Raw genomic sequence first — 21,409 nt, forward strand, 5'->3', positions numbered from 1 at the left:
GAATACAGTAAATTCATTCTAAGAAATTTTAGAAATTATTTCTGTGAAATATTTTTTTAATTTGCTTTTTATATGCATAGAATATCCTAATTGATAAAGATAATCCACATTACTATTTCTGATACCGCTTAAATAATCTTCTGAAAAGCACTTAATAGAAGCCTCATTCGAGAGACAATTAATTACATTGTCATTCGAAGTATACTCAAAAATTTTTTCTCTGATTTCCTTGTTTGACAAACTTCCCTGAAACAAGTTTTGTATGCATGTTTTGAATGTATTTAGCAGCATAACACTGATGCCATTCAGATGTATTTGAGAATCACTGAAATGTTCATTAATAACTTCTTTTTGTATTTGGTATCCACTCGTCATATCGTCGAATAAATACGGCATGTATTTGCTAGTCAATCCGCCTATCCTATAGTAGTACAATGGATAGTTAACAACTTTAACACGATCTGCTTTTAGAAACACTTCTAAATTATAGAATAGATCATCTCCCAAATAGTGAATTCTGTTCAGATAACTTCCTGAAGTTAAAAGCAGATCTCTTTTGTAAAGTTTGGCAAATAAAGATGCTGGAAAAGAATGTCCATGGAAGTATGATGTTACTAAGTTTTTTTTCACATCTTCTTTTGTGTAAACTTTGTCACTTTCAAAAAAAATACTTTGTGTTCTTCTCTTGATTAGCTTTCCATTGCCTACCACCTTATAAGTATTGCAAACGGATATGTCTGCATTATTAATTATTGATTCGTTATAAAGGAACTTTATAATGTTTTTATCCACCCAATCGTCTGCATCTACAAACATTATATAATCAGAGGTAGATGCTCTAAGGCCAGTTTCACGAGCAATTACACTACCTTCGTTTTTTTTGTTTATCAAAATAATTCTTGAGTCCCTATCTCTGTATTTCTCACAGATTTCCAAGCTATTATCTGGGGAGCCATCGTTCACTAATATTAATTCAAAATTTGTGAATGTTTGTGATAAAATTGAAGTGATGCACTTTTCAAGTTTTTTACCTGCATTATATATAGGTACAACAACACTTACACGTTCTTTATTCATCGAGGTCCCCTCCATTTATTTATTTTTCACCCTTCTTGTATAAAAAAATCCTTTGCTCTTTTAATATCTAATAAGAAATTATATAAAAAGAACCGGCAGCTAAGTGGACTACGCTGCTTTAGTCCATTTAGCTGTTGGTTCTTTTGTCCCCTTTGAAAATAATAAAAAAACAATTCAATCTTATATTTTAGAAAACACCTTTAGCTTTAGGCCTAAAGTTAAATTGAGAATGACTCCTTTTATGTATTGAAATTCTTGATTCTTAAAAAATACCGCAAGATATATAATGTTAGGAACAATTAAACATATAATCCCTCTGTAAATCAACGATATGAAACTATCCCCAATGACAATATAATTACATACAATTGTCGTAATAAAGCATGTCACAACAGTTAATATCAAGAAATAGCCATAATCCCTAAAATAAGACCAAACCGATCTTTTAAATACAAGCTTATACACTAAATAAGGCTGAATCCAAAAAACCACTGCAACTGTACTTAAAGTCGTTCCCATAAATATTCCAGCTAACCCAAAGAACTTCACAAGTATCAAAGAAGATATTATGTTTATCAAGCCTTCTATTAATGTTGCATACTTATCCTGTACAAATAATCCCGCCTTGTTCTTAAAGGTTCCAATTGCCATACGCATGCCATACAAATAAAAATTCAATAAAATAATACCAAAGGTTAATTTGCTTAATAAGTACTCTTCACCTAACCACCAGCTTATAAACGGCTCTAATAAGTTATATAAGAAGATCGCACAAAAAGAGTAAATCCAAAAGTTTATGAAATATGAAATTTTAAAAATGGAATATGTCTTATCCTCATTTTCTGTTGCGATGAGATTCCCTACGCTAGCTCCAATTCCTGCTAAGATCGGATTCACCAATGCAGATAATTGCTGCGTTATCATTGTATAATTGGAGTATAGCCCTACTATTGCTACGCTGAAAAAAGAGGAAATTAAAATGTTATCAGTACCAAAAACTAAATAACCACCTGCATTATGAAAAAACATGGCTTTCACGTTTTTAATGATTTTGTTTTTCGTTTCTTTATCAATGCTATATTTTTCTTTTGTTTTAATATATGGATATCTTTTATTAACAATTTGCCCATTAACAATATTTTCTATTGCAAATAAAAGCAGCTCTAATACTAAGTATAATAGGTAATTTTGAGTGATAACTAATACTAATATTCTTGATATAATTGTCGTAATTTGAAATAACAAATTAACTTTGGTCAGAACATAACCTCTTTGGTCTGCGTATATGAGAGACTTCTTGTGAGCGTTAAAATATGAGATTACATTTTTTACAACAAAAATGGAATAAATAATTTCGATATGCGCTATTTGCTCTCCGTCTTTCATGAGATGACCAAGAAGAGGATAAAGACCGATGCTCAAAAAAAGCGTAATGATTGCAAGTACATAATAGGCTTTCTTATACAATTGAAGTAAAGCTAATACCTTCTCTTTATTCTCCTCAGCCAAAGGTTTATACATATTGTATACAATGCTAGTTGCAATTCCGCCTTCAATTAAAACCAACAACGATAAAACATTCGTCAATAACCCGTTAATTCCTAAATAAGATGTTCCTAGACTATCTAAAAATACCTTTCTAGCGATGAACCCCAGAATAGCAATTATTACTTGTGAGAATATACTTATCGAAATATTATTTATTGTATGTTTGGTCCTCATCATACATCCTCTCTAAAATCTGACTTGGTTTTCTAGCAGCTATACAATCACGAAGCAAAAACTAAATTAGTGCATAAATTTTCTCCATATCACGTGTCGTGTTGAAGGTTTCTTTAGATAAGTTAGCAGAAAATGTATTACCTAACACACGATTATGTATCAACTTTATCACCGCATTATAAATCTCATTTTCATCTATGCTGACAACTAAGCCTGTTTCTTCATGTTTGATCTGTTCTTTTGCACCTGTAAAATCAGTCGTTATTATCGGTTTTTTCAAGCATCTGGCTTCGGCAAGAGTTATGCAATAACCTTCGTGTCTTGATGGCTGTACATATATATCGCACTGTTCTATGTATGAATAAGGATTGGGATCAGAACCCATAAATATAAATTCCTCTTCTAAATTATAATCCTGGACTAATTTCTCATATTTCGTTCGATAACTCCCATCTCCGATACAATACCATCTAACTTTATAACCTTCTTTGATTAATCTCTGTAATACTCGAATAGCTATATCTTGGCCTTTTTCAAATGATAATCTACCCACGGTTAATATTCTTAAACCATCAAAATTATCTTTAAATCCTGTCCCCTCTTTGCTTTGGGCATTAATTAATTGTGAAGATATTATATTGGAGAAGACATCCGTCTTCTCCCTTAGAACGGGCACAAAATCGACTAGCTTGCTTCTTCCTTCATTTGATACAACAAATATTTTATTAAATCGACTATATATTTTTAACGCAAAGCTTTGATCAAAACCAATTTTCGTAATGTCGAAATGTATCCATTGAATTTTATTTATTGATTTGATTTTATTCACGACAAAGTAGCTTATGAAATCCATTGGACCGGCATACGCTACTGCAAGATCATATTCATCATTCAGTTTTGGAAAACCAGATAAAATATACTTAAAGAATATACGCTTATCACTCGTAATCTTAGATAGTGTGTAAATGAATGCTAGTTTAACCGCATTTATTAAGCGTCCTCTTTTAGCAAGCTCCCAGACGGATATTTTGGGTGGTTGATTTAGCGTGTTTTTTATCTTTTTATAGCCTTCTAAATATTCAACACGAACTCCTCTTGGTATATGATTTAGAAACTCTCCATACTCTTCCAACAAAAGAAGCGTAATATCATACTTGTCTTTTGGGATCTCTGAAAGCATATTGAGAAGTGCCTTTTCTGTTCCGCCTACATTCATATTTATTGACATAAACACTACTTTTTTCTTCATACTCTCTCCAAATACTGACTTTGATATTCTATAAACTCATTTAGCTTTTTAAATTGATTTTTAGCATCATTTGAGATCGAAGCGAGGTCTGTTTTGTTATTAAAAGAACTTTTTATCGTGCTTTCATCATATTGTAAATGGAGTTCATTCATATTTATTAAGACCTTATCCATGTTTATGTCTCCAAGCATTTCACTTGTTTTTTTGCTATACACTACAGGCATCAAACCAATTTCCAATAACAAAGCGATAATATTCGCATGAAATCTTGCCGCAACGAGCAATTCGAATGAAGCAATTAGTCGAATGGCTTCATCTATATCCCCTTTATAATCATATATTTCAATTTTTTCCAACGTGCTTGTTGTAAGTGATGATTTTATAATGTTTATGATTTCGAGATCGCCTTCTTCTTCACAGAAGGACATTAAATAACATTCATAACCTTTGTCCGTTAGCAGCTCTATTGATTTCACTGTACTTTTTATATAGCTATCGTAGTACTCAGATAGTCCTTTTTTATGTCTTACATCGATTATTGAGAAGCCAACTCGATTTTTTATTGCTGATCCTTTATATCTTTCCATATCCATTTGAAAAACAATATCTGGTGCGTATCTAACTTGTGACAAGTTTTTAAATAAGTTATATGAATACAAATCCCTAAAACAAACATCATCACATTGCTTAAAAAACTCAAGATAGTCACTAAAGAATTGTTCGGTCGTGAAGGGGCCAAAGTTAGCACCTAATATAAAAACAGCTTTATTCCTGTCCTTAAACTCCTTGACAAGATTCATTCTATCCTTGTATAAAGATCGATGGTATTCCTCTTCTCTAAATATGGAGCCGCCTATAAAAATAAGCGCATCATGTTCTTTTGCTATTCTTTCATAATTATTTAAATAATCAATAACATTCAAACGCTGGCCGATCTTGTTAAAAATCGTGTATTTACGCCTATTAAGATTCTCGTATTGAGATATAAATTCATCATAATTACTTCCCACATAATTAAGCGTAAATTCACAGTTTGGATATTTTCTTGCTAGGATATCTAAAAACAAATCATCACCTAAATTAAATGCCAAGTATATGTCTACAAAGATTTTTTTCATATCATTATCACCGCTCTTTAATTTTCTATTAATTGGTAAAATTTATTTAATTGATTAATTGAATTATACGGTTCTTCAATATTCAACTGCTTAACGATCTCTTCTCTAAAGTTCGAATCATCTAAATACTTTTTGATTCCATTGAATATACTATTTTTATTATGCTCTACGATTAGTCCATCGATGTTATTATTTATGATTTCTTTTGCTGTATGAAAATTTGAGCATACAATAGGCCTTTTCAATATTTTCGCTTCACAAACAGTTAGTCCAAAACCTTCTTTTATTGAAGTTTGAACATATATATCGCAATTTTTCATATATGGATAGGGATTCAGCCTCTTCCCAAGCAAGAAAAAACTATCTAATAAATCATTCTCCACTATTAATTCCTGAAGTTTTTTTCTCTCTGGACCCTCGCCGATTACAAACCATTTGAACCTATATCCCGAATCTTTCAATAAACGCGCAACCCCAATAGCACTTTCATACGATTTTGCAGAAACTAGCCTGCCAACAGTTAATATATTTATGACTGTCTTATCAAATTCTTTAATTTCAACTTCTTCCGACATCGTGTTGATTAAATTGGGATTAACAATATCAAATACGATATCGATCTTGTCGTCATAGTCAGTTCTAATCTTCATTACTGATTCTTTCGTGTGCTGAGAAACAGCTATTATTTTAGTAATGTTCTTATACGATTCATAATCCAATTCTTTATCGTAAAGTGTATTTACATAGTCTGTATTAATCCAGGCTAGTTTCTTTGATGCCTTGACTTTACTTGCAACAAAATAGGTAGGCATTCCTTGACTATAAGCGATTGCTACATCATACATACTCTCAATGGGGTATATTATTCTAGCTAAGTTTTTATACACCACTTGCTCGCTATGTAATGTTTTTTTTGCATACTTATTTAACCTCAAATTTAATGAAGTTTTAATTTTATAATATGAATATGTAATGTTTTTGGCTGCTGCGAATTTTTCATGATTAAGAAATCTAAAATATTCAGGCACAGGTAAAATATTTATATGCTTAGGGAGGTATCTTTCAAGATCTTCTCCTCTTTTAAATAACAATAAATCTATTTCGTATTTTGAAGGTTCAATCAAATTCAATAGTGAAACTAAGCTTTTTTCTGCACCGCCTATAGATAAGGAATCGATAACAAACAATAGCTTTTTCTTCACGTACTCACCACTTTTTCTTTTATTTTCTGTTTATATCCTTTCAATTTATATAAATAACTTCCATAAATAATACTTAGCCTAATAAATTTATTTTTCACTAAAAATATATATGGTTTATAAAAAATATTATTGCTTGAAAAATCTCCTGAGTATTTCCCTACATATTGCATTGATAAAATTTGTTTTACATTACCTATGGCATTTTTCATGCCTAATGCTTTGAAATTTATACTCTGCTGCTCCACTAAGTTAATGACTATATCTTGAATCCGTTTCGTAATGATCTCTTTTGTTATATTTTCATGGAATTCGACAGAATTAAATATTTTTTCAATATGCATGCAAACATTAATATTATTTTGCAGATAATCAATTGATATATTAGAACTTATGCTGTTTTCATTAAGTCTATTATAGTGATACAGGTGCCCTTTTATTGCAGCGAAGGAATTGCAGTGAACCGCATACTGTAATACAAATATTAAATCCTCAGACATAAAAATATTTTTGTCCATCTTAATATTATTTTTAAGTATTATTTCTTTTTTATAAATTTTACTCCACAGAACTCCTCCTGTTCCCTTACACACCATATTCATAAATGAATGTTTGGAAACAACCTCATCAAAATCAAAATCCGTATAGTTAAGTACCCCGTACTTGGATATATCCTTATAACCACAACAAACTAAGTCAGATCCAGTACTAATCATTTTGCTTAATAACAATTCGATGTAATATTTATCAACAGTATCGTCAGAATCAATAAATACTAAGAAATCTCCTGTTGACTCCAGAATTCCCTTATTTCTAGCTTCAGATGGACCATTATTTTCTTGATAAAAGTACAATATTCTTTTATCTTTTTCTCTATACTCAAATACGATCTCTTCACTACGATCAACAGATCCATCATTTACAAAAATTATTTCAATGTTGGAGTACGTTTGACTCAATATGCTCTCTAAACATTTGGAAATGAATTTTTCACAATTATATACAGGTACAATTACACTTACTTTTGGAAACATTCTAACCTCCATAAAACAGCTAATATTTTAAATATGATTAAATTACTAAAAAACATACCATCCAGTTAAATTCTCAATAAAGAACACTATATCAAAAAAAAAGCCTACCCCAGCAAAATCAAACAATTTTATGATCTATACGAGACCATACTTTAATAGTAGTTCTTTATAATGAACACGTCAATGTAAAATTCAATTCTTATCATTAACAACATCCATCCCAAGTTTTAATTACTAAAGCTAAAAACACCGAAAATCAGCATTTTCGGCGTTTTTAGCTTTTTATATAGGTTACTTATATTCTTTTAGCGTTGCCCAATACCCATCGACCTTTTTATTCCTTATCTCCCGACAGCTTCTCCTGTGCCTGCAGCTTGCGTAAATAATCATCCAGATTATCGAACCTCTCCTCCCAGATGCGGCGGAAGGACTCAAGCCAATCATCCAGCTCAATCAGCGGCTGCGTTCGGAGCTGATAAAAGCGTCGATTCGCGCTTGGCTTAACTTCAACAAGTCCAGATTCACTAAGTACGCGAAGATGCTTAGAGGTTTGCGGCTGGTTAAGTCCGAGTTGATCAGCAATTTCCCCCACGGATAGCGGACCATTACGCAGGAGTTCGACAATATGCAGCCGATTCGGCTCCGCGAGAGCGTTAAAAATCGTCTCTTTCATAACCTCAACTCAATTCGAAAAAACAAATATTTTATACCGCATTCTTTGGTGTTAGAAAACGCCTGTACCTAAGGAAATGCCAAACCCTTCGGCTCCCTATGAACTGATCGTTAACTTATAATACAAATATACACTTTATGGAATATTCCTGTCAAAGAATATTCGTTACTATTTTCACAACATCACTTTAAAAAGATCTCCTCACCACGCTTGGTACATGCGTAAGGAGATCTCCATTAATTATCCGATAAGAGCAACCAAGCTCTTAAACTCCAGCTCCTCAAACTTCCGCAGGACGCTGTCGCGGTCATATGCCCAGCAGCAGCCCTCAAGCTCTGCCGATACCGGCACATCACAGCGGATCGTAGCCAAATCGCGGGACAAATGAAGCATAGCCAGATCCGCTTCGATTTTAGCACGAATCGTTTTGGACACTGCCTCTAAATTTGCCAGAAGACCCTCGATAGAGCCATGCTCTTGAATCAGCTTATGAGCCGTCTTCTCGCCGATCCCTTTTACACCGGGATAGTTATCGCTGGTGTCGCCCATGAGACCTTTGATATCGATAATTTGAATCGGTGTTAGCTGGCGTTCTTCCATTAAGGTCTCTGGCGTGTACACCATATAGTTGCCGATTCCCTTCTTCATGATGGCAACCGACACACGTTCATCCACCAGTTGAAGCATATCATGATCGCCCGTCACGACAAAAATTTGCGCTTGATCCTTCAGTGCTGCAGCCAAGGTTCCGATACAGTCATCCGCTTCATATCCCGCAATGCCTATGTTCGGTACATTGAAGCTCGCGACAACGTCTTTTACAAGATCAAACTGCGGCACCAAATCCTCCGGTGCGGCAGGACGATTCGATTTGTAGCCGTCATACTGCTCAGTCCGGAATGTGGTGCTTCCCATATCCCAGCAGCAAGCCACATGCGTTGGATTAAAGGTGTTGATCGCGTCCATGAAATAACGAACAAATCCATGCACGGCGTTTACCGGTACGCCTGCGCTCGTTTTACGAACGCTACCTCCGAATGATGTTGCAAAATATGCCCGAAATAAAATCGCCATGCCATCAACTAAAAGCAAACGCTGCTCACTCATATTTTAATAACCCCTCTCTCACTCATTAACCTCTTTATTGCCCGCGAATAAAGTTTCCAATCCTTTTCGCCGCTTCTTTCAATCGTTCTTCGTCTTCGACAAGCGCTATCCGCACATAACCTTCGCCTTCGGAGCCGAAGGCTTCCCCTGGAACGACAACAACTCCGGTTTGCCGCAGCATTTCCTGGGAAATCCGTCTTGATGTCCAAGGTTCGTCCTGCGACCATTGCATCGGAGGCAGCTGCGCCCATACAAACATGGTTGCCTTTGGCGCTGGAACCTGCCACCCTTCAGCACGAAGCGCTTCAATAAATGTGTTACGTCTCTGCTCGTAAAGCTTTCCGGTCTTTGGCAGCTCCGCGCCAGCAATCGCTTCCTTCAAGGCCGCTATGCCAGCCTCTTGAACGGGATCGAACACACCGTAATCGATATTGGCTTTTAGCTCACGAAGCGCGCCGACCGCAGCCTGATTCCCGGCCAAAAAGCCTATTCTGCAGCCAGCCATATTAAAGCTCTTGGATAAGGAATGAAATTCAACCGCTTGGTCAAGCGCACCCGGAACCTCTAATATACTTGGCGGCTCGCAGCCGTCAAAGCCCATTTCCGAGTAAGCAAGATCATGTACGACTAATACGCCGTGACGACGAGCCTTATCTATGAGCCTCTCGAAAAATGCAACGTCTGCTACCGCTGAGATAGGGTTGTTCGGATAATTGAGCAAAATAAAGGTAGCTCTGTCCCAATCCGCATCAGAAATAGCATCCAGATCAGGCATAAAGCCGTTTTCTTCCTTTAGCGGCATCAGAACTGCTTCCACCCCGGCAAGCGCTAATGACCCTGCGTAAATGGGATAACCCGGATTAGGCAGCAGAGCCATATCTCCTGGATCGCAAAGCGCCATTGCCAGATGCGCTAGTCCATCCTGTGAACCAAGCAGCGTAACAATCTCGCTGGCGGCATCAAGCTCCACGTTAAAACGATGCTTCATCCATTCCGCCGCATGCTGACGAAAGGGCAAGCCGCTTTTTGTAGCTGGATAGGCATACATATCCGTGCGCAAAGCCGCCTCACTAAGCGCTTGCCTGACAGCCGGCGAAGGCGGCTGATCCGGGCTTCCGATGCCAAGGTCGATAATATCAAGCCCGCTTTCTGCTGCTGACCGCTTCCACGCCGCGACTTCTGCAAAAATCGATGACCCTAACTGCGACAGCCTGTTCGATCGCCATTTGGTTTGCGACATTCGTTTATTCACCCTTTTCCGTTGTTCCAAACTTGTTCGTATTGCTCTTCCTTATAGCCTACCGTAACGGTTTGTCCATCCGTTACGATTGGACGCTTAATCAGCATTCCGTTTGATGCAAGCAGCGCGTATTTCTCATCTTCTGACATAGAAGCCAGCTTGTCCTTCAAGCCAAGCTCCCTATAAACTTCGCCCGATGTATTAAAAAATTTCTTCAGTTCCAATCCGCTGTTCGCAACAATCACCTTCAACTCCTCGGCTGTAGGCGTTTGTTCAACGATATCGCGGGATACGACGTCATTCCCTTTGTTTTTTAGCGATTTAATCGCTGCTTTGCATGTGCTGCATTTAGGATATTGAATGATGGTTAATTGCTTTTGCTTTGTCATCGTGATGAATCCTCCAATAGGTATGTGACCAATTCGCTATCCTTCCGACAGCTTCTGCTCTAATAATTCAAGCTCAGGCGGCAGTGATGCCTGCCATTCCATCCATTTTTTCGTGAGCGGATGCGTGAATCCAAGAATCTCAGCATGCAGCGCTTGACGACCGACCGTACTTTCCCAGTCATCAATTGACCCTTCCTCAGGACCGTACATCTTATCCCCGATAAGCGGACAGCCTATATGCTTCATATGAACGCGAATTTGATGCGTCCTGCCCGTTTCCAGCTTTAAGCGAACGGCAGCCGCGGCTGCCTTGCCCGTGGAAGATCCAAAGCTTGATATGGTCTCATAATGAGTAATAGACGGATAGCCCTCAGGCGTGACTATTCGAATATGAGGCTGGTCTTGATTCCGGTCAATTGGCGCATCCACTGTGCCTTGCGCTGGCACGGGGCTTCCGTAAACATAAGCGCGGTAGAGCTTTAAAAAACCGTTCGCCTGCATTTGCTCTGACAGCTGTTGATGCACATAAGATGTTTTCGCAATCGCAACCAATCCTGAGGTTTCCTCATCAAGGCGGTGAACGGGCCTAAAGCGCACACGCTCCCCCTTTTCCTGCCAGTGATACACGACCCCGTTTGCAAGCGTGCCCGTGTAATGCCCGTGTGTAGGATGGACGATCATACCTGCAGGCTTATTGATAATGAGAAGATCCTCGTCTTCGAAAACGATTTGTATTGGGATAGGTTGAGGCAAAATATCCTCGGAAACCTCCCGCTCCATGCGTACGCGTATAATATCGCCGGCGGCAACGGGAGCGGTTGTATATGCACGGACTTCGTTCACCGTAAGCCCATGCTCTGTCAGCTTCACCTGCGACAACAGCTTACGCGACACGCCTAGCTGCCGCTCTAGTACGGTTCGCACCGTTTTCCCATGCTCCGCGTCGCGAACCACAGCGACTAACGGCCGATAATATAATTGCTCTAAAAGATCCGTCATTTCTTTGGTTTCCGGAACACTTCCGCGCTTCGAATATATTCAATATCCGGAACGCCAAGCTTCGCATTGGCTACTCTTGCAGCCGCGAAGAAAAAATCGGACAAGCGGTTTAAATACGTTAGTACCTCTTGGTTAATGGGATGCTCGGCAGCAAGCGTGACAACGCGTCGTTCTGCTCGGCGGCATACCGTTCTGCATACATGCAGCTGCGCAGAAACCGAACTTCCGCCTGGCAAAATGAATTTCGTAATTTCCGGCGCTTCTGTAACATATTGATCAATCCAATTTTCCAGCCGTTCAGCCGGCTCTGCCGAGATTTTTAAAGGTGCCCCCTCTACAGCATAGGCAAGATCCGAACCGCAGTCGAACAGCTCCTGCCCAATGTCGATGAGCAAAGCCGACATTTCCGCAAGTTCCTCATGCTTATCCGCTTCTGCCGCTGCTAAGCCAACAAAGCAATTGAGCTCATCAATCGTGCCATAAGCCTCAACACGCGCGTCGTCCTTCCGTACCCTTCCGCCAATCAAGGATGTCTGACCGCTGTCTCCCGTTTTCGTATATAATTTCAACCTTCTCAGCCTCCTCATGCATCTAATACTGGTTAATCATGCAAACAGCAGGCCGGATATTCTCCTGACCTGCTGCTCGTGAAAGTGAAGTAACGTGTACCTGGTTACCCTTGCTGCTTTAAGCGCTCTACAAAACCGCCAATTCGATCTAAAGCTTCGGTTAGATTGGTAACGGAAGTTGCATAAGAACAGCGAAGATGGCCTTCGCCTCCGAGACCAAATACATCGCCCGGCACCGCCGCTACATTCGCTTCATCCAGCAGTCGCTGTGCGAATTGCTCGCTCGTCAAGCCCGTTGATACGATCGAAGGGAAAGCGTAAAACGCCCCTTGCGGCTCATGACAATCGAGCCCGATATCACGAAAGCCCTTCACGACGAGGCGTCGGCGCTGGTTGTACGCCTCAACCATACGGTCCTTCTCTTCCAAGCCATGCTGAAGCGCTTCAAGCGCCGCATACTGTGCCATGATTGGCGCGCACATTACCGTATATTGGTGAATTTTGAGCATCGCTGCAATAAGATCGGGATGGCCGCATGCATAGCCCATCCGCCAGCCTGTCATGGCAAAAGCTTTGGAGAAGCCGCTGACGAGGATCGTTCGATCCTTCATGCCGGGCATACCGGCAAAGCTTACATGCTTCGAGCCGTAAGTAAGCTCGGCATATATCTCATCCGAGATTACGATAAGATCGTTTTCTTCCACAAGCTTCGCGATCGGCAGCCAATCCTCATAGGTCATGGTTCCGCCAGTCGGATTGCTTGGGTAACATAATATAAGTACTTTCGATTTCGGCGTAATAACCGCTTGCAGCGCTTCTGCCTTAAGCTTAAACTCATCCTTGGCAAAGGTTTCGATACCTACCGGCTTGCCGCCAGTAAGCGCGGTAATCGGCGAATACGAAATATAACAAGGCTCTGGAATCAAGATTTCATCACCGGGCGCAATGAAAGCGCGCAGCGCAAGATCGATTGCTTCACTGCCGCCAACCGTAACCAAAATTTCGTTTGCAGGATTATACTCCACGGCAAATTGATCATTTAAATACTGACCAATTGCTTCGCGCAGCTCAGGCATACCTGCATTCGATGTGTATTGGGTTTTGCCTGTTTCCAGCGCGTAAACGGCGGCTTCTCTTACATGCCATGGCGTCACAAAATCGGGCTCGCCGACCCCTAGCGTAATCACGTCCTTGCGCGTGCTGACCAAATCAAAAAACCGACGGATACCCGACGGTTTAATGTCCCGAACGAGCGGGGACAAATAATCGGCCATCGATTGACGCCGCACAGGTGTGGAGGGATGTTTTTCTTCGTCTTTAATCATTGCCATCACCCTTTTTTACGGCGAAACCATCAATCGATGATCACCTTCATGCTCCTCGAAGATAATGCCGTCTTGTTTGTATTTTTTCAATATAAAAAATGTTTTGGTCGATAATACCGCATCGATCGGCGATAATTTATTGGATACAAAAGAGGCGACCTCTTTTAAGTTTTTCCCTTCAACCTCAACTAACAAATCGTAGGCACCGGACATCAAGTAAACCGATTTTACCTCCGGATATAAATAAATGCGCTCGGCGATTCCTTCGAATCCGCGACCGCGTTCTGGTGTAATTTGTACCTCGATTAGTGCTGTTACCTTTTGGTCATCGATCTTGCTCCAGTTCACAACTGTTGCGTATTTCACGATGATATGGTCGTTCTCAAGCTCGGCGATCGCTTGCTTCACTTCCTCGGTCGGTACGGCCAGCATGGTTGCGATCAACTCTGCATCCCTTCGCGCGTCTTCCTTCAGCAGTTCAAGCACTTTCAACTGTAATTCGGTCATTGTATAACTCCTTCCAGTACGACTGCGATTATAAAGAATATTTTACACCGTTTTTGAATCCCGTGCAATCAATGCCTAAGGCTGAAGCCTATATTAAAGCTGCTTCCGGCCCCCAATCAAGGGTAAATAAACTTGCCTTATTGATCGTTAACTTGCCGTTCTTACTATGTAAAAGAACAAGCGTAAACGGCTGACGCCGTCCTTGGCGGCAAAATCTCGTTTCGCGGTGAAATATAAGATTTAAATAAAAAAGACCCCAAAGGGGTCTTTACATATAATACGGTTGACCGTTCTGCTGCTGGCCGGACTGCTGATGCATATTCGGCGTATACATGGTTTGTCTCTGCTGCTGCCCGCCAAGCGTTTGCTGCAAAAACTGATTCGTTTTTTGCTTTGTTTGCTGATATTCCTTCGCTTGCTTATCAAGCTCTTGACGGAGCGCCGGCGATGAAACATTATACATATTCGCTTGCTGCATCGCTTGGAACAACTGCCCCTGAAGCGCCAAAGTGCTGTCTGTTAGTTTCGTGAAGAGCTGGCGAATATCCGGACAGGTTGACTCCGTTGCGGCCGTGACGTATTCACGAACAACTCTTTTTAAATCAGCCAGGATCGAGCTCGCCAAATCCTCTTCCGACAAAATCGATTGCATTTGTTGCTGCTGATACATAGCGTGTTACCTCCTAAGCGTTAGTTGGATATCCTTATTGCTGCGGCTGCGTTGGAGCCATCTGCTGGTGATGCGATATCGCATGCAGCAATGAATCATAATGCTGTTGATGCGTTTGTATCATTTGCGAGCATAAATTGGTTAGAGCCGGAGTAGTGCCTGTTGCTACTAAAGCTGCACATTGCTTAATTAACAAGTCCTCGTTGGACATAGAGTCTGCAATGTACTCCAGCTCTTTCGCTGTCATTGGCTGAATCATAAGTCATCCTCCTTATTTCGGTACTGGCTTGCTATTCGCATGCTAATCCATTTTTTTCGTGCCAAACGTATTATGAGCTATATTTCCTTTATTTATGTACCTTCACCGAGTTCAAAATTTCCGGAATGGACCAAATTAAATTTCACCTGGATTTTCAGCTGATTACGTTTTGGTCTCCAATCCTTCCCCTTGCAGTTTTGCTTCCAATACGCTAGGTGATAACGGTAAAGATGATGCTCCAGCTGGAATAAATCCATGCCTTTGGCTTGTCCCTTTCGATAGGTTTCATCGATCTGCTGTTTAACCCGTTCTTCCATCGATGCGACCAGCTCGTTCTCACTCAAAGTGCCGCGCATTTCATCAACCTGGCCTTTCATACTGACCTGCAGTGAAAAATCGGCCTCTCCGTCTTTGATGCTTGCCTTCACCTGACTCTTAGATGATACGACCGCCACGGTCGCCCTGCCTTCCTTGCCAATCGCTTCAAATAAGTAATGATGGAACAAGGGATTGACCCATCGCAAGCCCGAAGCGTCTGATTCCGTCATAAAACCGAGATAATCAAGCTCTCTATACACAAAAATGCCATCATATAGTTGAATCTTGAGCGGCTGCTTCTTTCTTTTCCAATAATCCTTATTTGCAGTCAGTGCGGGTAAGGTCGTCGTCATGGCCGGTTCCTTTAAGGTCTGCACGGCGAGCTGCATCGCATAGGGACGAATAAAACTTCTTTGGCTGTTAAGCGGGTTTGGCGAATACATAATGCTGTTCAGGGGTGATTGATCAAAAAAAGTATCAGTTGTAAAAATATTCTCGATTGTTCCTCTTGTTCCGAATATCAATGAAGTATACCGCGACGCCCGCTGACGATTAAGCCCGTCCATAATGTCTCGCATTTTAAACATGGCTCTCTCCTGCACGACAACGGTTTTCAAATGCTCCAGGCTAAGTATGGCTTGTCCTGACTGGGTTAAATCATTCAGCGCAAGCAGAATGGAATCGCCTTCGCCTTTACCGATCCACACCGGATTTGGGTCAGGCTGGACAGTTTCTGTTTTTGCGATGAGTCCAAATTTGATCATTTGGGCATAAACGACGTAATGGCCTTCCGAGTAATCAATACCAAGGGATGAAATATAGCTCACATCCTCTAAATTGATTTCATCCCAGCAGCCCTCAAGCAGCAAAGAGCTGAACATCAACCCGATTAACGCCGCCCTTTTCCAAACAAAATTGCGCCGCTTAGTCAGCCATGCAGAAGCCATTACTTATTCCTCCTTCCGCTTCGAAGCTTCCAGGGCATTTGCATCAGCGCAGGTATCAATTGCTTGAAGCGCAGCGGCGCAAGCGGCTCTAGATAGGAACGTCCAAAGGATTCCAGCGTGCATAAGTAAATAAGGACCGCGAAGGTTCCTACAAAAAAACCAAAAATCCCAAGCACCGATGAACAAATAAGAATCAGGTAACGAATAATGCTCACCGATCCGCTTAAAGACTGATTGACGAGCGTAAACGTTGACACTGCGGTAACCGCGGCCATGACAAGCATGGTCGGGGAGGTCATTCCCGCACGAATCGCCGCATCCCCGACAATTAATCCGCCAACGACCGAAACCGTTTGTCCAACCGCTCTCGGCAGCCTGACTCCCGCCTCGCGGAAAAGCTCAAACATGGTGAGCATCATGAACATTTCCATCGTCGAGGACAGCGGTAAGCCGATTCTAGAAATGGTTATCGTCGCGAGCAGCGTAAACGGAATTTGATCCGTATTGAATGCCGACAGCGCAATCCAAAAGCCTGGCAGGCACATGGCCAACACGAGTCCGACAACTCTTAAGAGCCTCTCCAGCGACACATAGTAATACGGTAAATGCGCATCCTCCGGCGATTTGATGAGCAGCAATAAGGTTCCTGGCGCAATGAGGGCCGACGGCGAGCCGTCCACTAAGATGGCTACCTTGCCCTGCATCAGAGACTGAACGACATAGTCGGGGCGTCCTACATATTCGATAAGCGGAAACAAGGATAAACGGCGATCCGACAACAGCTCCTCCAGCTGGCTTCCCCCGTTTAATGAAGGGATATCGATTCGACTAAGCCTTCTTCTCGCTTCGTTTACAAGCTCAACTTCAGCAATGCCCTCCATATAGATCAGAGCGATTTCCGTTAAAGACTCGCTGCCGATTCGATTATATTCCACATGCATATCCGGCGTTCGAAGCCGCTTGCGAACTAAGGCGACGTTCGTCGCCAGCTGCTCGACAAAGCCGTCACGCGGCCCTCTTACTGATACCTCCATCGTTGATTCCTCTGGGCTTCTGCCAGGTTGATCCGCAATATCGAACTCATATAATCCATCCAGATTTTCAAACGACAAAATAACGCTGCCCGAAAAAAGCCGCGCATACAAATTGCTTCCATTCGGCCCATGTTTTATCCTGCTGAATAACATGCTCGGCCTATGGATATCAGTCTCGTCCACTTTTGGAAATGAGTTGAGCTGCTCTGCCCATTTTTCCAACTGCGGAAGCAGGCCTAATTGCATTTGTTGATTATCGATTAATCCTTCGCAATAAAACAAGATGACCTTTAAAGGCCCGTGTACGTCTAAGGTGAGCTCATATTCAATCACGTCATGGCAGCCCTTCAGATTGGATCTGAATTGCTGTAACGTCATATCGCTGCTGCCTTGTTGTTCATGACCTTCATATCGGTCTACGTGGTTCATGACTGCTCTGCCTCCTCAGAGCCGCTTATGACAATACGCTTGTTTTTGTCTGTTTCCCTCTTAAACGAGGATATAAGCCAAAGGATGCTGATTACCGCAAAAATAATTAGCCCAACGTATTGAAAATAAATGGCCAAAAGATGTTTGAATTGAAGCATATGGTTAATGCCGAAGCTCGAGACAATTAAAATGAACAAACCGATGGCGGTCGGTGAAATCCATTTTCTTTTCAAACGCCGCATAGGCCCAAACTCAGACAAGATATGAATCGAAACAGCTAATCGGACAAGCGCCCCGGACATCCATTGAAAAATCGCAAAAAAATCAACATGCTCGAAGTATTTGCCAATCGAGACCAGCCGCCATTGCGAGAAAGCCGGGTAACGCATCTTCTCGGCTTCCGCGGGACCAAATTCCGAGATAGCCCCCATTACGGGCCCAAGTGTTAACAATGCCAAAAACATGACGAGAATAATAAAATGCCACCGTTTGAACTTCCCTTTGATATGATGCTGGATGAACAGGAGTCCAAACAGCTCGCAAGAAGAGGTTAGCGTAAACAAAATACCGTATAATACGGGATTCAACCCATTCTCAAACATCGGCAATAAGTAATGGTAATCCTTATGAGGCATATTTGCAGACATGACAAAATCACCGAGCAGCACGACAAACGGCAATAAAATGCAGCTTACGTAGGCAATCGCCCGAAGCCCTGAGATGGAAGCAAATAAGCATAATCCAAGGAATACCGCGCAGACCACAATCGAGGGGGTATTCGGCAAATAAGTGGTTGCGGTCCATGAGGCCGTCATAATCAGCGTCTCAAGTGCTGTGCATAATTGAACAAATAATAGTATCCCTAATATGAGTAAGGCCAGCAAGCGAGGAAAATAGCCATAAAGCCATTTGTCGACGGGTTTCCCGTCCATTCGCTTTAAGATCCCGTATATCGGAAACACGGCCCAAGGCAGTATAATCACAAGCTCTGCTAGCACGGAAATCCAAGCGTCTCTTCTCGCGGCATCCAGCAGCAACGGAACAACGAGCACATGGTTGACGAGACCCACTGACAAAATCATCATAAACATCGTGGGTAATATACCGAATGGCTTTATTTTCATTACCAATCACTTCCTTACAAAATAATGTTTCCCGTTACGCTCATCAAAATGCATCTTATTATCTTTTTTTCTAGATAACAAAAAAAGACCTTCCATAGAAAGGTCCTTGAAAAGAAAAGCATCCGCCATTCACAAATGATGATCACGATTGTCTAATGATGGTTTGCCATGACGACAGCATTTTTTGACGATCATGATCGGAAGCAATCAAATTCTTTAACTTCTGAAGCGTCGAAGGCCGATTCCATTCGGCTCGTTTATTAAAGTATTTGCTCGTTAAACCATAAAATAAATGAGGAAATATAAGATCGGCATAAACGATTTGGCATTCTTCGTCGCTTAGAGGATGAACCTCTCGGTAGGCTCGGAGCATTAACGCGGCTCTCGAAGTGTTCCAGCCATGTTTCTTCATCACTTTGTTGAATATTTTCCGAATGTCTCTTGCCGGCAAATCATAGGTTAACGAATCCATATCAATGACGACTAAACCTTTACTCGTTTTAATTAAATTAGCTGCCGCAAAATCCTGATGACATAGATTTTTTTGCAAAGCAACTTTGCTAACCCAATTCGTGTAGTACTTGCTTTGGATCCATTTTAGCGCTTCTTTCCCTTGGTCGATGAAGCGATTCGCATGAAGGAAATATAATTTCTCGAATTCATTGTTACTGCTTTTCGCCATCTCCTTAAAGCTTTCCAATCGCTCAATATACCGCTCGTAGCTTTGCTTCCATCCACCGAGATGCTCTCTTTCATTCGTCGTGTAATTGGATTGAAACCCTCTTGAAGCCAAATGGAACCTACCGAGCTCTTTCATGATAGTAAGGAGATCTGCCGTTTCATACGTAGGAGAAGTACCTTGCACGGCTTCAGAGAGGACATAACAATTACCGCTGCTGTCCTCTGAAAATTCCGTACCCGTCCGTGTTTTAACCATAGCGGGAATCGGTGCTCCATTTTTTTGCATATGCTTCACGGCCTGGATAAGAAAGAGAAGCCTTTTTTTGGTTGCAGGTGATTTTTTTAATATTTTTATACCTTCGTTTGTGACAATCGTCCATGCCGCTTTTTTCCCTTTGTCAGCAATAAGTTTGGCGCTCACCACTCGGAGAGGATACTGAGACATAATGACATTCACATTCTCTGTCATAAACGCTTTCTACCTCCTTACAGCAGCTTTTTTCGAATGGGCAAGAGTTTCCTTTTTATACGGGAACGAAGCAGGCGCGCTGCTCCCTTTCTGGATACAGATAGACGGGATAAAGGAGTCGGCGCACTCGAAAAAGCTCCCATATAGATTTTATTTAATCGCTGTGCAACATGCTCGAATGTATAATTGCTGTCTACGAGCTGCCTGCCCTTTAGAGCCATAGCTGACGCCTCTTTTTTGTTAGTGAGCATGTAATTGATCGCATCGGCAAACGAAGATGCACTTGTATAATCACGGACTATATAACCGTTAATCTTATGGCTAATAACCTCGGAATTTCCGCCTCGATCGGTTGTAATAACCGGAATACCTGCTGCCATTGCTTCATAATGAACGCGCGCCAAAGGCTCTTGCCATTGAGAGCTGCACACAAATACGTCGGCCATCGAAAAATAATTTTGGATTTCATTTGCCGGAATAAATTTTGTGAATATAACCCGGTTTCGATAGGGCTCAGCTAATTTCAACAACCACTTCCCATAACTGTCCACGGCGTTGTCGCTAAACCATTTTCCGCCTACAATGACAAGAACGGCGTCCGGATGCTGATCCAGCACGCGGCTCATGGACTGAATGAGCAAGTGAGGACCCTTTTTTACGCTGAGTCGTCCGACAAACAATATGACTTTTTTATTACTGACTCCGTATTGGTTTCGTAATTGTTCCCGTACCTCTCTTCCACGAGGAGTCCAAATCGGGTAATAACTTTTAGGATCAAAGCCCGAATAGATCGGTTCAACTTTACTCATCGCTCCGGGAATACGGTCTGTTACGGTCTTTTTAATATATTTACTGACGGTTGTTATTTTGTGGACGTACTGTACGCATAGGTGAGCTGTGTTATCGGAAATTTTGCTCTTATCAAACATCTCGTTATGAAGGCTTACTACAAACCGACTTTTGGGAGACGCTGCTTTATAAGGAATGACGTTTACCGGTCGGTTAAAAACATGAACAACGTCATATACCTGTTCCTTAAGTGAACGTGAAACTTCTTCTACATACCGTTCTCTAGGGAACCTAATATATTGGATGCCGTTTCGAACCTCTTTGTCTGGCAAGGACTCATCCGTTATCGAATAAATCGTTAATTTATGCTTGCGGACGAGTATTGGAGATACACCATCCATCATCATTTGAATTGCTCCACCCTTTATGGCTGGGGATGGTAGTTTCTCTGTACATATGAATGCCAGTCTCATGCCGAGAC

At 41.3% G+C, this 21,409-nt stretch carries 21 protein-coding genes; all 21 read right to left on the minus strand.

The window, feature by feature from the left end:
* Window positions 1-18 precede the first annotated feature (18 nt).
* A complete protein-coding gene (locus tag AC1DLI_RS02830; protein WP_477599456.1) occupies window positions 19-1,077 on the minus strand; it encodes a glycosyltransferase in 1,059 nt (352 codons plus the stop codon).
* 180 nt (window positions 1,078-1,257) lie between these two features.
* Window positions 1,258-2,799 carry a lipopolysaccharide biosynthesis protein gene (locus AC1DLI_RS02835; RefSeq protein WP_477599458.1) on the minus strand — a complete coding sequence of 514 codons (1,542 nt, stop codon included), beginning with the start codon at window positions 2,797-2,799 and terminating at the stop codon, window positions 1,258-1,260.
* Between the two features lie 61 nt (window positions 2,800-2,860).
* The gene (locus AC1DLI_RS02840) at window positions 2,861-4,048 is read right to left on the minus strand and encodes a glycosyltransferase (RefSeq protein ID WP_477599460.1); all 1,188 of its coding nucleotides are present in this window, start codon (window positions 4,046-4,048) and stop codon (window positions 2,861-2,863) included.
* Entirely contained in the window at window positions 4,045-5,166 is a 1,122-nt protein-coding gene (locus AC1DLI_RS02845; protein ID WP_477599462.1) for a polysaccharide pyruvyl transferase family protein, read from the minus strand. The genes AC1DLI_RS02840 and AC1DLI_RS02845 overlap by 4 nt, the downstream gene beginning before the upstream one ends.
* A gap of 17 nt (window positions 5,167-5,183) precedes the next feature.
* A complete protein-coding gene (locus tag AC1DLI_RS02850) occupies window positions 5,184-6,368 on the minus strand; it encodes a glycosyltransferase (RefSeq protein ID WP_477599464.1) in 1,185 nt (394 codons plus the stop codon).
* Window positions 6,365-7,399, minus strand: a complete 1,035-nt coding sequence (locus tag AC1DLI_RS02855; RefSeq protein ID WP_477599466.1) for a glycosyltransferase family 2 protein — start codon at window positions 7,397-7,399, stop codon at window positions 6,365-6,367. The genes AC1DLI_RS02850 and AC1DLI_RS02855 overlap by 4 nt, the downstream gene beginning before the upstream one ends.
* Before the next feature lie 334 nt (window positions 7,400-7,733).
* Window positions 7,734-8,072, minus strand: a complete 339-nt coding sequence (locus tag AC1DLI_RS02860; RefSeq protein ID WP_477599468.1) for an ArsR/SmtB family transcription factor — start codon at window positions 8,070-8,072, stop codon at window positions 7,734-7,736.
* A 240-nt stretch (window positions 8,073-8,312) separates the two neighbouring features.
* The gene (locus AC1DLI_RS02865; protein ID WP_477599470.1) at window positions 8,313-9,179 is read right to left on the minus strand and encodes a 5'-3' exonuclease; all 867 of its coding nucleotides are present in this window, start codon (window positions 9,177-9,179) and stop codon (window positions 8,313-8,315) included.
* A 34-nt stretch (window positions 9,180-9,213) separates the two neighbouring features.
* Window positions 9,214-10,419 carry an aminotransferase class I/II-fold pyridoxal phosphate-dependent enzyme gene (locus AC1DLI_RS02870; protein WP_477599472.1) on the minus strand — a complete coding sequence of 402 codons (1,206 nt, stop codon included), beginning with the start codon at window positions 10,417-10,419 and terminating at the stop codon, window positions 9,214-9,216.
* 8 nt (window positions 10,420-10,427) lie between these two features.
* On the minus strand, window positions 10,428-10,808 hold the full coding sequence (locus AC1DLI_RS02875; RefSeq protein ID WP_477599474.1) for an arsenate reductase family protein: 381 nt from the start codon (window positions 10,806-10,808) through the stop codon (window positions 10,428-10,430).
* A 36-nt stretch (window positions 10,809-10,844) separates the two neighbouring features.
* Window positions 10,845-11,807 (minus strand): RluA family pseudouridine synthase, encoded by a 963-nt coding sequence (locus AC1DLI_RS02880; RefSeq protein ID WP_477599476.1) that lies wholly within the window; start codon window positions 11,805-11,807, stop codon window positions 10,845-10,847.
* Entirely contained in the window at window positions 11,804-12,376 is a 573-nt protein-coding gene (locus tag AC1DLI_RS02885) for a cob(I)yrinic acid a,c-diamide adenosyltransferase (RefSeq protein ID WP_477599478.1), read from the minus strand. The genes AC1DLI_RS02880 and AC1DLI_RS02885 overlap by 4 nt, the downstream gene beginning before the upstream one ends.
* 104 nt (window positions 12,377-12,480) lie before the next feature.
* A complete protein-coding gene (locus tag AC1DLI_RS02890) occupies window positions 12,481-13,701 on the minus strand; it encodes an aminotransferase class I/II-fold pyridoxal phosphate-dependent enzyme (protein WP_477599480.1) in 1,221 nt (406 codons plus the stop codon).
* 15 nt (window positions 13,702-13,716) lie between these two features.
* Window positions 13,717-14,208 carry an Lrp/AsnC family transcriptional regulator gene (locus tag AC1DLI_RS02895; RefSeq protein WP_056640011.1) on the minus strand — a complete coding sequence of 164 codons (492 nt, stop codon included), beginning with the start codon at window positions 14,206-14,208 and terminating at the stop codon, window positions 13,717-13,719.
* 268 nt (window positions 14,209-14,476) lie between these two features.
* Window positions 14,477-14,878 carry a spore coat protein gene (locus tag AC1DLI_RS02900; RefSeq protein WP_308997079.1) on the minus strand — a complete coding sequence of 134 codons (402 nt, stop codon included), beginning with the start codon at window positions 14,876-14,878 and terminating at the stop codon, window positions 14,477-14,479.
* A 34-nt stretch (window positions 14,879-14,912) separates the two neighbouring features.
* The gene (locus AC1DLI_RS02905) at window positions 14,913-15,137 is read right to left on the minus strand and encodes a hypothetical protein (RefSeq protein ID WP_308997078.1); all 225 of its coding nucleotides are present in this window, start codon (window positions 15,135-15,137) and stop codon (window positions 14,913-14,915) included.
* A 92-nt stretch (window positions 15,138-15,229) separates the two neighbouring features.
* Window positions 15,230-16,402, minus strand: a complete 1,173-nt coding sequence (locus tag AC1DLI_RS02910) for a Ger(x)C family spore germination protein (protein ID WP_477599484.1) — start codon at window positions 16,400-16,402, stop codon at window positions 15,230-15,232.
* On the minus strand, window positions 16,402-17,865 hold the full coding sequence (locus AC1DLI_RS02915) for a spore germination protein (RefSeq protein ID WP_477599486.1): 1,464 nt from the start codon (window positions 17,863-17,865) through the stop codon (window positions 16,402-16,404). Before AC1DLI_RS02915 ends, AC1DLI_RS02910 begins: the two co-directional genes overlap by 1 nt.
* Window positions 17,862-18,989, minus strand: coding sequence for a GerAB/ArcD/ProY family transporter (locus AC1DLI_RS02920; protein ID WP_477599488.1), 1,128 nt, complete (start codon window positions 18,987-18,989; stop codon window positions 17,862-17,864). Before AC1DLI_RS02920 ends, AC1DLI_RS02915 begins: the two co-directional genes overlap by 4 nt.
* 142 nt (window positions 18,990-19,131) lie before the next feature.
* Window positions 19,132-20,139 (minus strand): CotS family spore coat protein, encoded by a 1,008-nt coding sequence (locus AC1DLI_RS02925; RefSeq protein WP_477599490.1) that lies wholly within the window; start codon window positions 20,137-20,139, stop codon window positions 19,132-19,134.
* A gap of 17 nt (window positions 20,140-20,156) precedes the next feature.
* The gene (locus AC1DLI_RS02930) at window positions 20,157-21,335 is read right to left on the minus strand and encodes a glycosyltransferase family 4 protein (RefSeq protein ID WP_477599492.1); all 1,179 of its coding nucleotides are present in this window, start codon (window positions 21,333-21,335) and stop codon (window positions 20,157-20,159) included.
* Between the last annotated feature and the right edge of the window lie 74 nt (window positions 21,336-21,409).

It is taken from the genome of Paenibacillus sp. 01T443, from assembly GCF_056398325.1.

Excerpts from the sequence above, each read along its gene's own strand:
- AC1DLI_RS02830 (WP_477599456.1), bottom strand. The coding sequence starts at position 1,077 with ATGAATAAAGAACGTGTAAGTGTTGTTGTACCTATATATAATGCAGGT.
- AC1DLI_RS02835 (WP_477599458.1), bottom strand. The coding sequence starts at position 2,799 with ATGAGGACCAAACATACAATAAATAATATTTCGATAAGTATATTCTCA.
- AC1DLI_RS02840 (WP_477599460.1), bottom strand. The coding sequence starts at position 4,048 with ATGAAGAAAAAAGTAGTGTTTATGTCAATAAATATGAATGTAGGCGGA.
- AC1DLI_RS02845 (WP_477599462.1), bottom strand. The coding sequence starts at position 5,166 with ATGAAAAAAATCTTTGTAGACATATACTTGGCATTTAATTTAGGTGAT.
- AC1DLI_RS02855 (WP_477599466.1), bottom strand. The coding sequence starts at position 7,399 with ATGTTTCCAAAAGTAAGTGTAATTGTACCTGTATATAATTGTGAAAAA.
- AC1DLI_RS02860 (WP_477599468.1), bottom strand. The coding sequence starts at position 8,072 with ATGAAAGAGACGATTTTTAACGCTCTCGCGGAGCCGAATCGGCTGCAT.
- AC1DLI_RS02865 (WP_477599470.1), bottom strand. The coding sequence starts at position 9,179 with ATGAGTGAGCAGCGTTTGCTTTTAGTTGATGGCATGGCGATTTTATTT.
- AC1DLI_RS02870 (WP_477599472.1), bottom strand. The coding sequence starts at position 10,419 with ATGTCGCAAACCAAATGGCGATCGAACAGGCTGTCGCAGTTAGGGTCA.
- AC1DLI_RS02875 (WP_477599474.1), bottom strand. The coding sequence starts at position 10,808 with ATGACAAAGCAAAAGCAATTAACCATCATTCAATATCCTAAATGCAGC.
- AC1DLI_RS02880 (WP_477599476.1), bottom strand. The coding sequence starts at position 11,807 with ATGACGGATCTTTTAGAGCAATTATATTATCGGCCGTTAGTCGCTGTG.
- AC1DLI_RS02890 (WP_477599480.1), bottom strand. The coding sequence starts at position 13,701 with ATGATTAAAGACGAAGAAAAACATCCCTCCACACCTGTGCGGCGTCAA.
- AC1DLI_RS02895 (WP_056640011.1), bottom strand. The coding sequence starts at position 14,208 with ATGACCGAATTACAGTTGAAAGTGCTTGAACTGCTGAAGGAAGACGCG.
- AC1DLI_RS02900 (WP_308997079.1), bottom strand. The coding sequence starts at position 14,878 with ATGTATCAGCAGCAACAAATGCAATCGATTTTGTCGGAAGAGGATTTG.
- AC1DLI_RS02905 (WP_308997078.1), bottom strand. The coding sequence starts at position 15,137 with ATGATTCAGCCAATGACAGCGAAAGAGCTGGAGTACATTGCAGACTCT.
- AC1DLI_RS02910 (WP_477599484.1), bottom strand. The coding sequence starts at position 16,402 with ATGGCTTCTGCATGGCTGACTAAGCGGCGCAATTTTGTTTGGAAAAGG.
- AC1DLI_RS02915 (WP_477599486.1), bottom strand. The coding sequence starts at position 17,865 with ATGAACCACGTAGACCGATATGAAGGTCATGAACAACAAGGCAGCAGC.
- AC1DLI_RS02920 (WP_477599488.1), bottom strand. The coding sequence starts at position 18,989 with ATGAAAATAAAGCCATTCGGTATATTACCCACGATGTTTATGATGATT.
- AC1DLI_RS02925 (WP_477599490.1), bottom strand. The coding sequence starts at position 20,139 with ATGACAGAGAATGTGAATGTCATTATGTCTCAGTATCCTCTCCGAGTG.
- AC1DLI_RS02930 (WP_477599492.1), bottom strand. The coding sequence starts at position 21,335 with ATGATGATGGATGGTGTATCTCCAATACTCGTCCGCAAGCATAAATTA.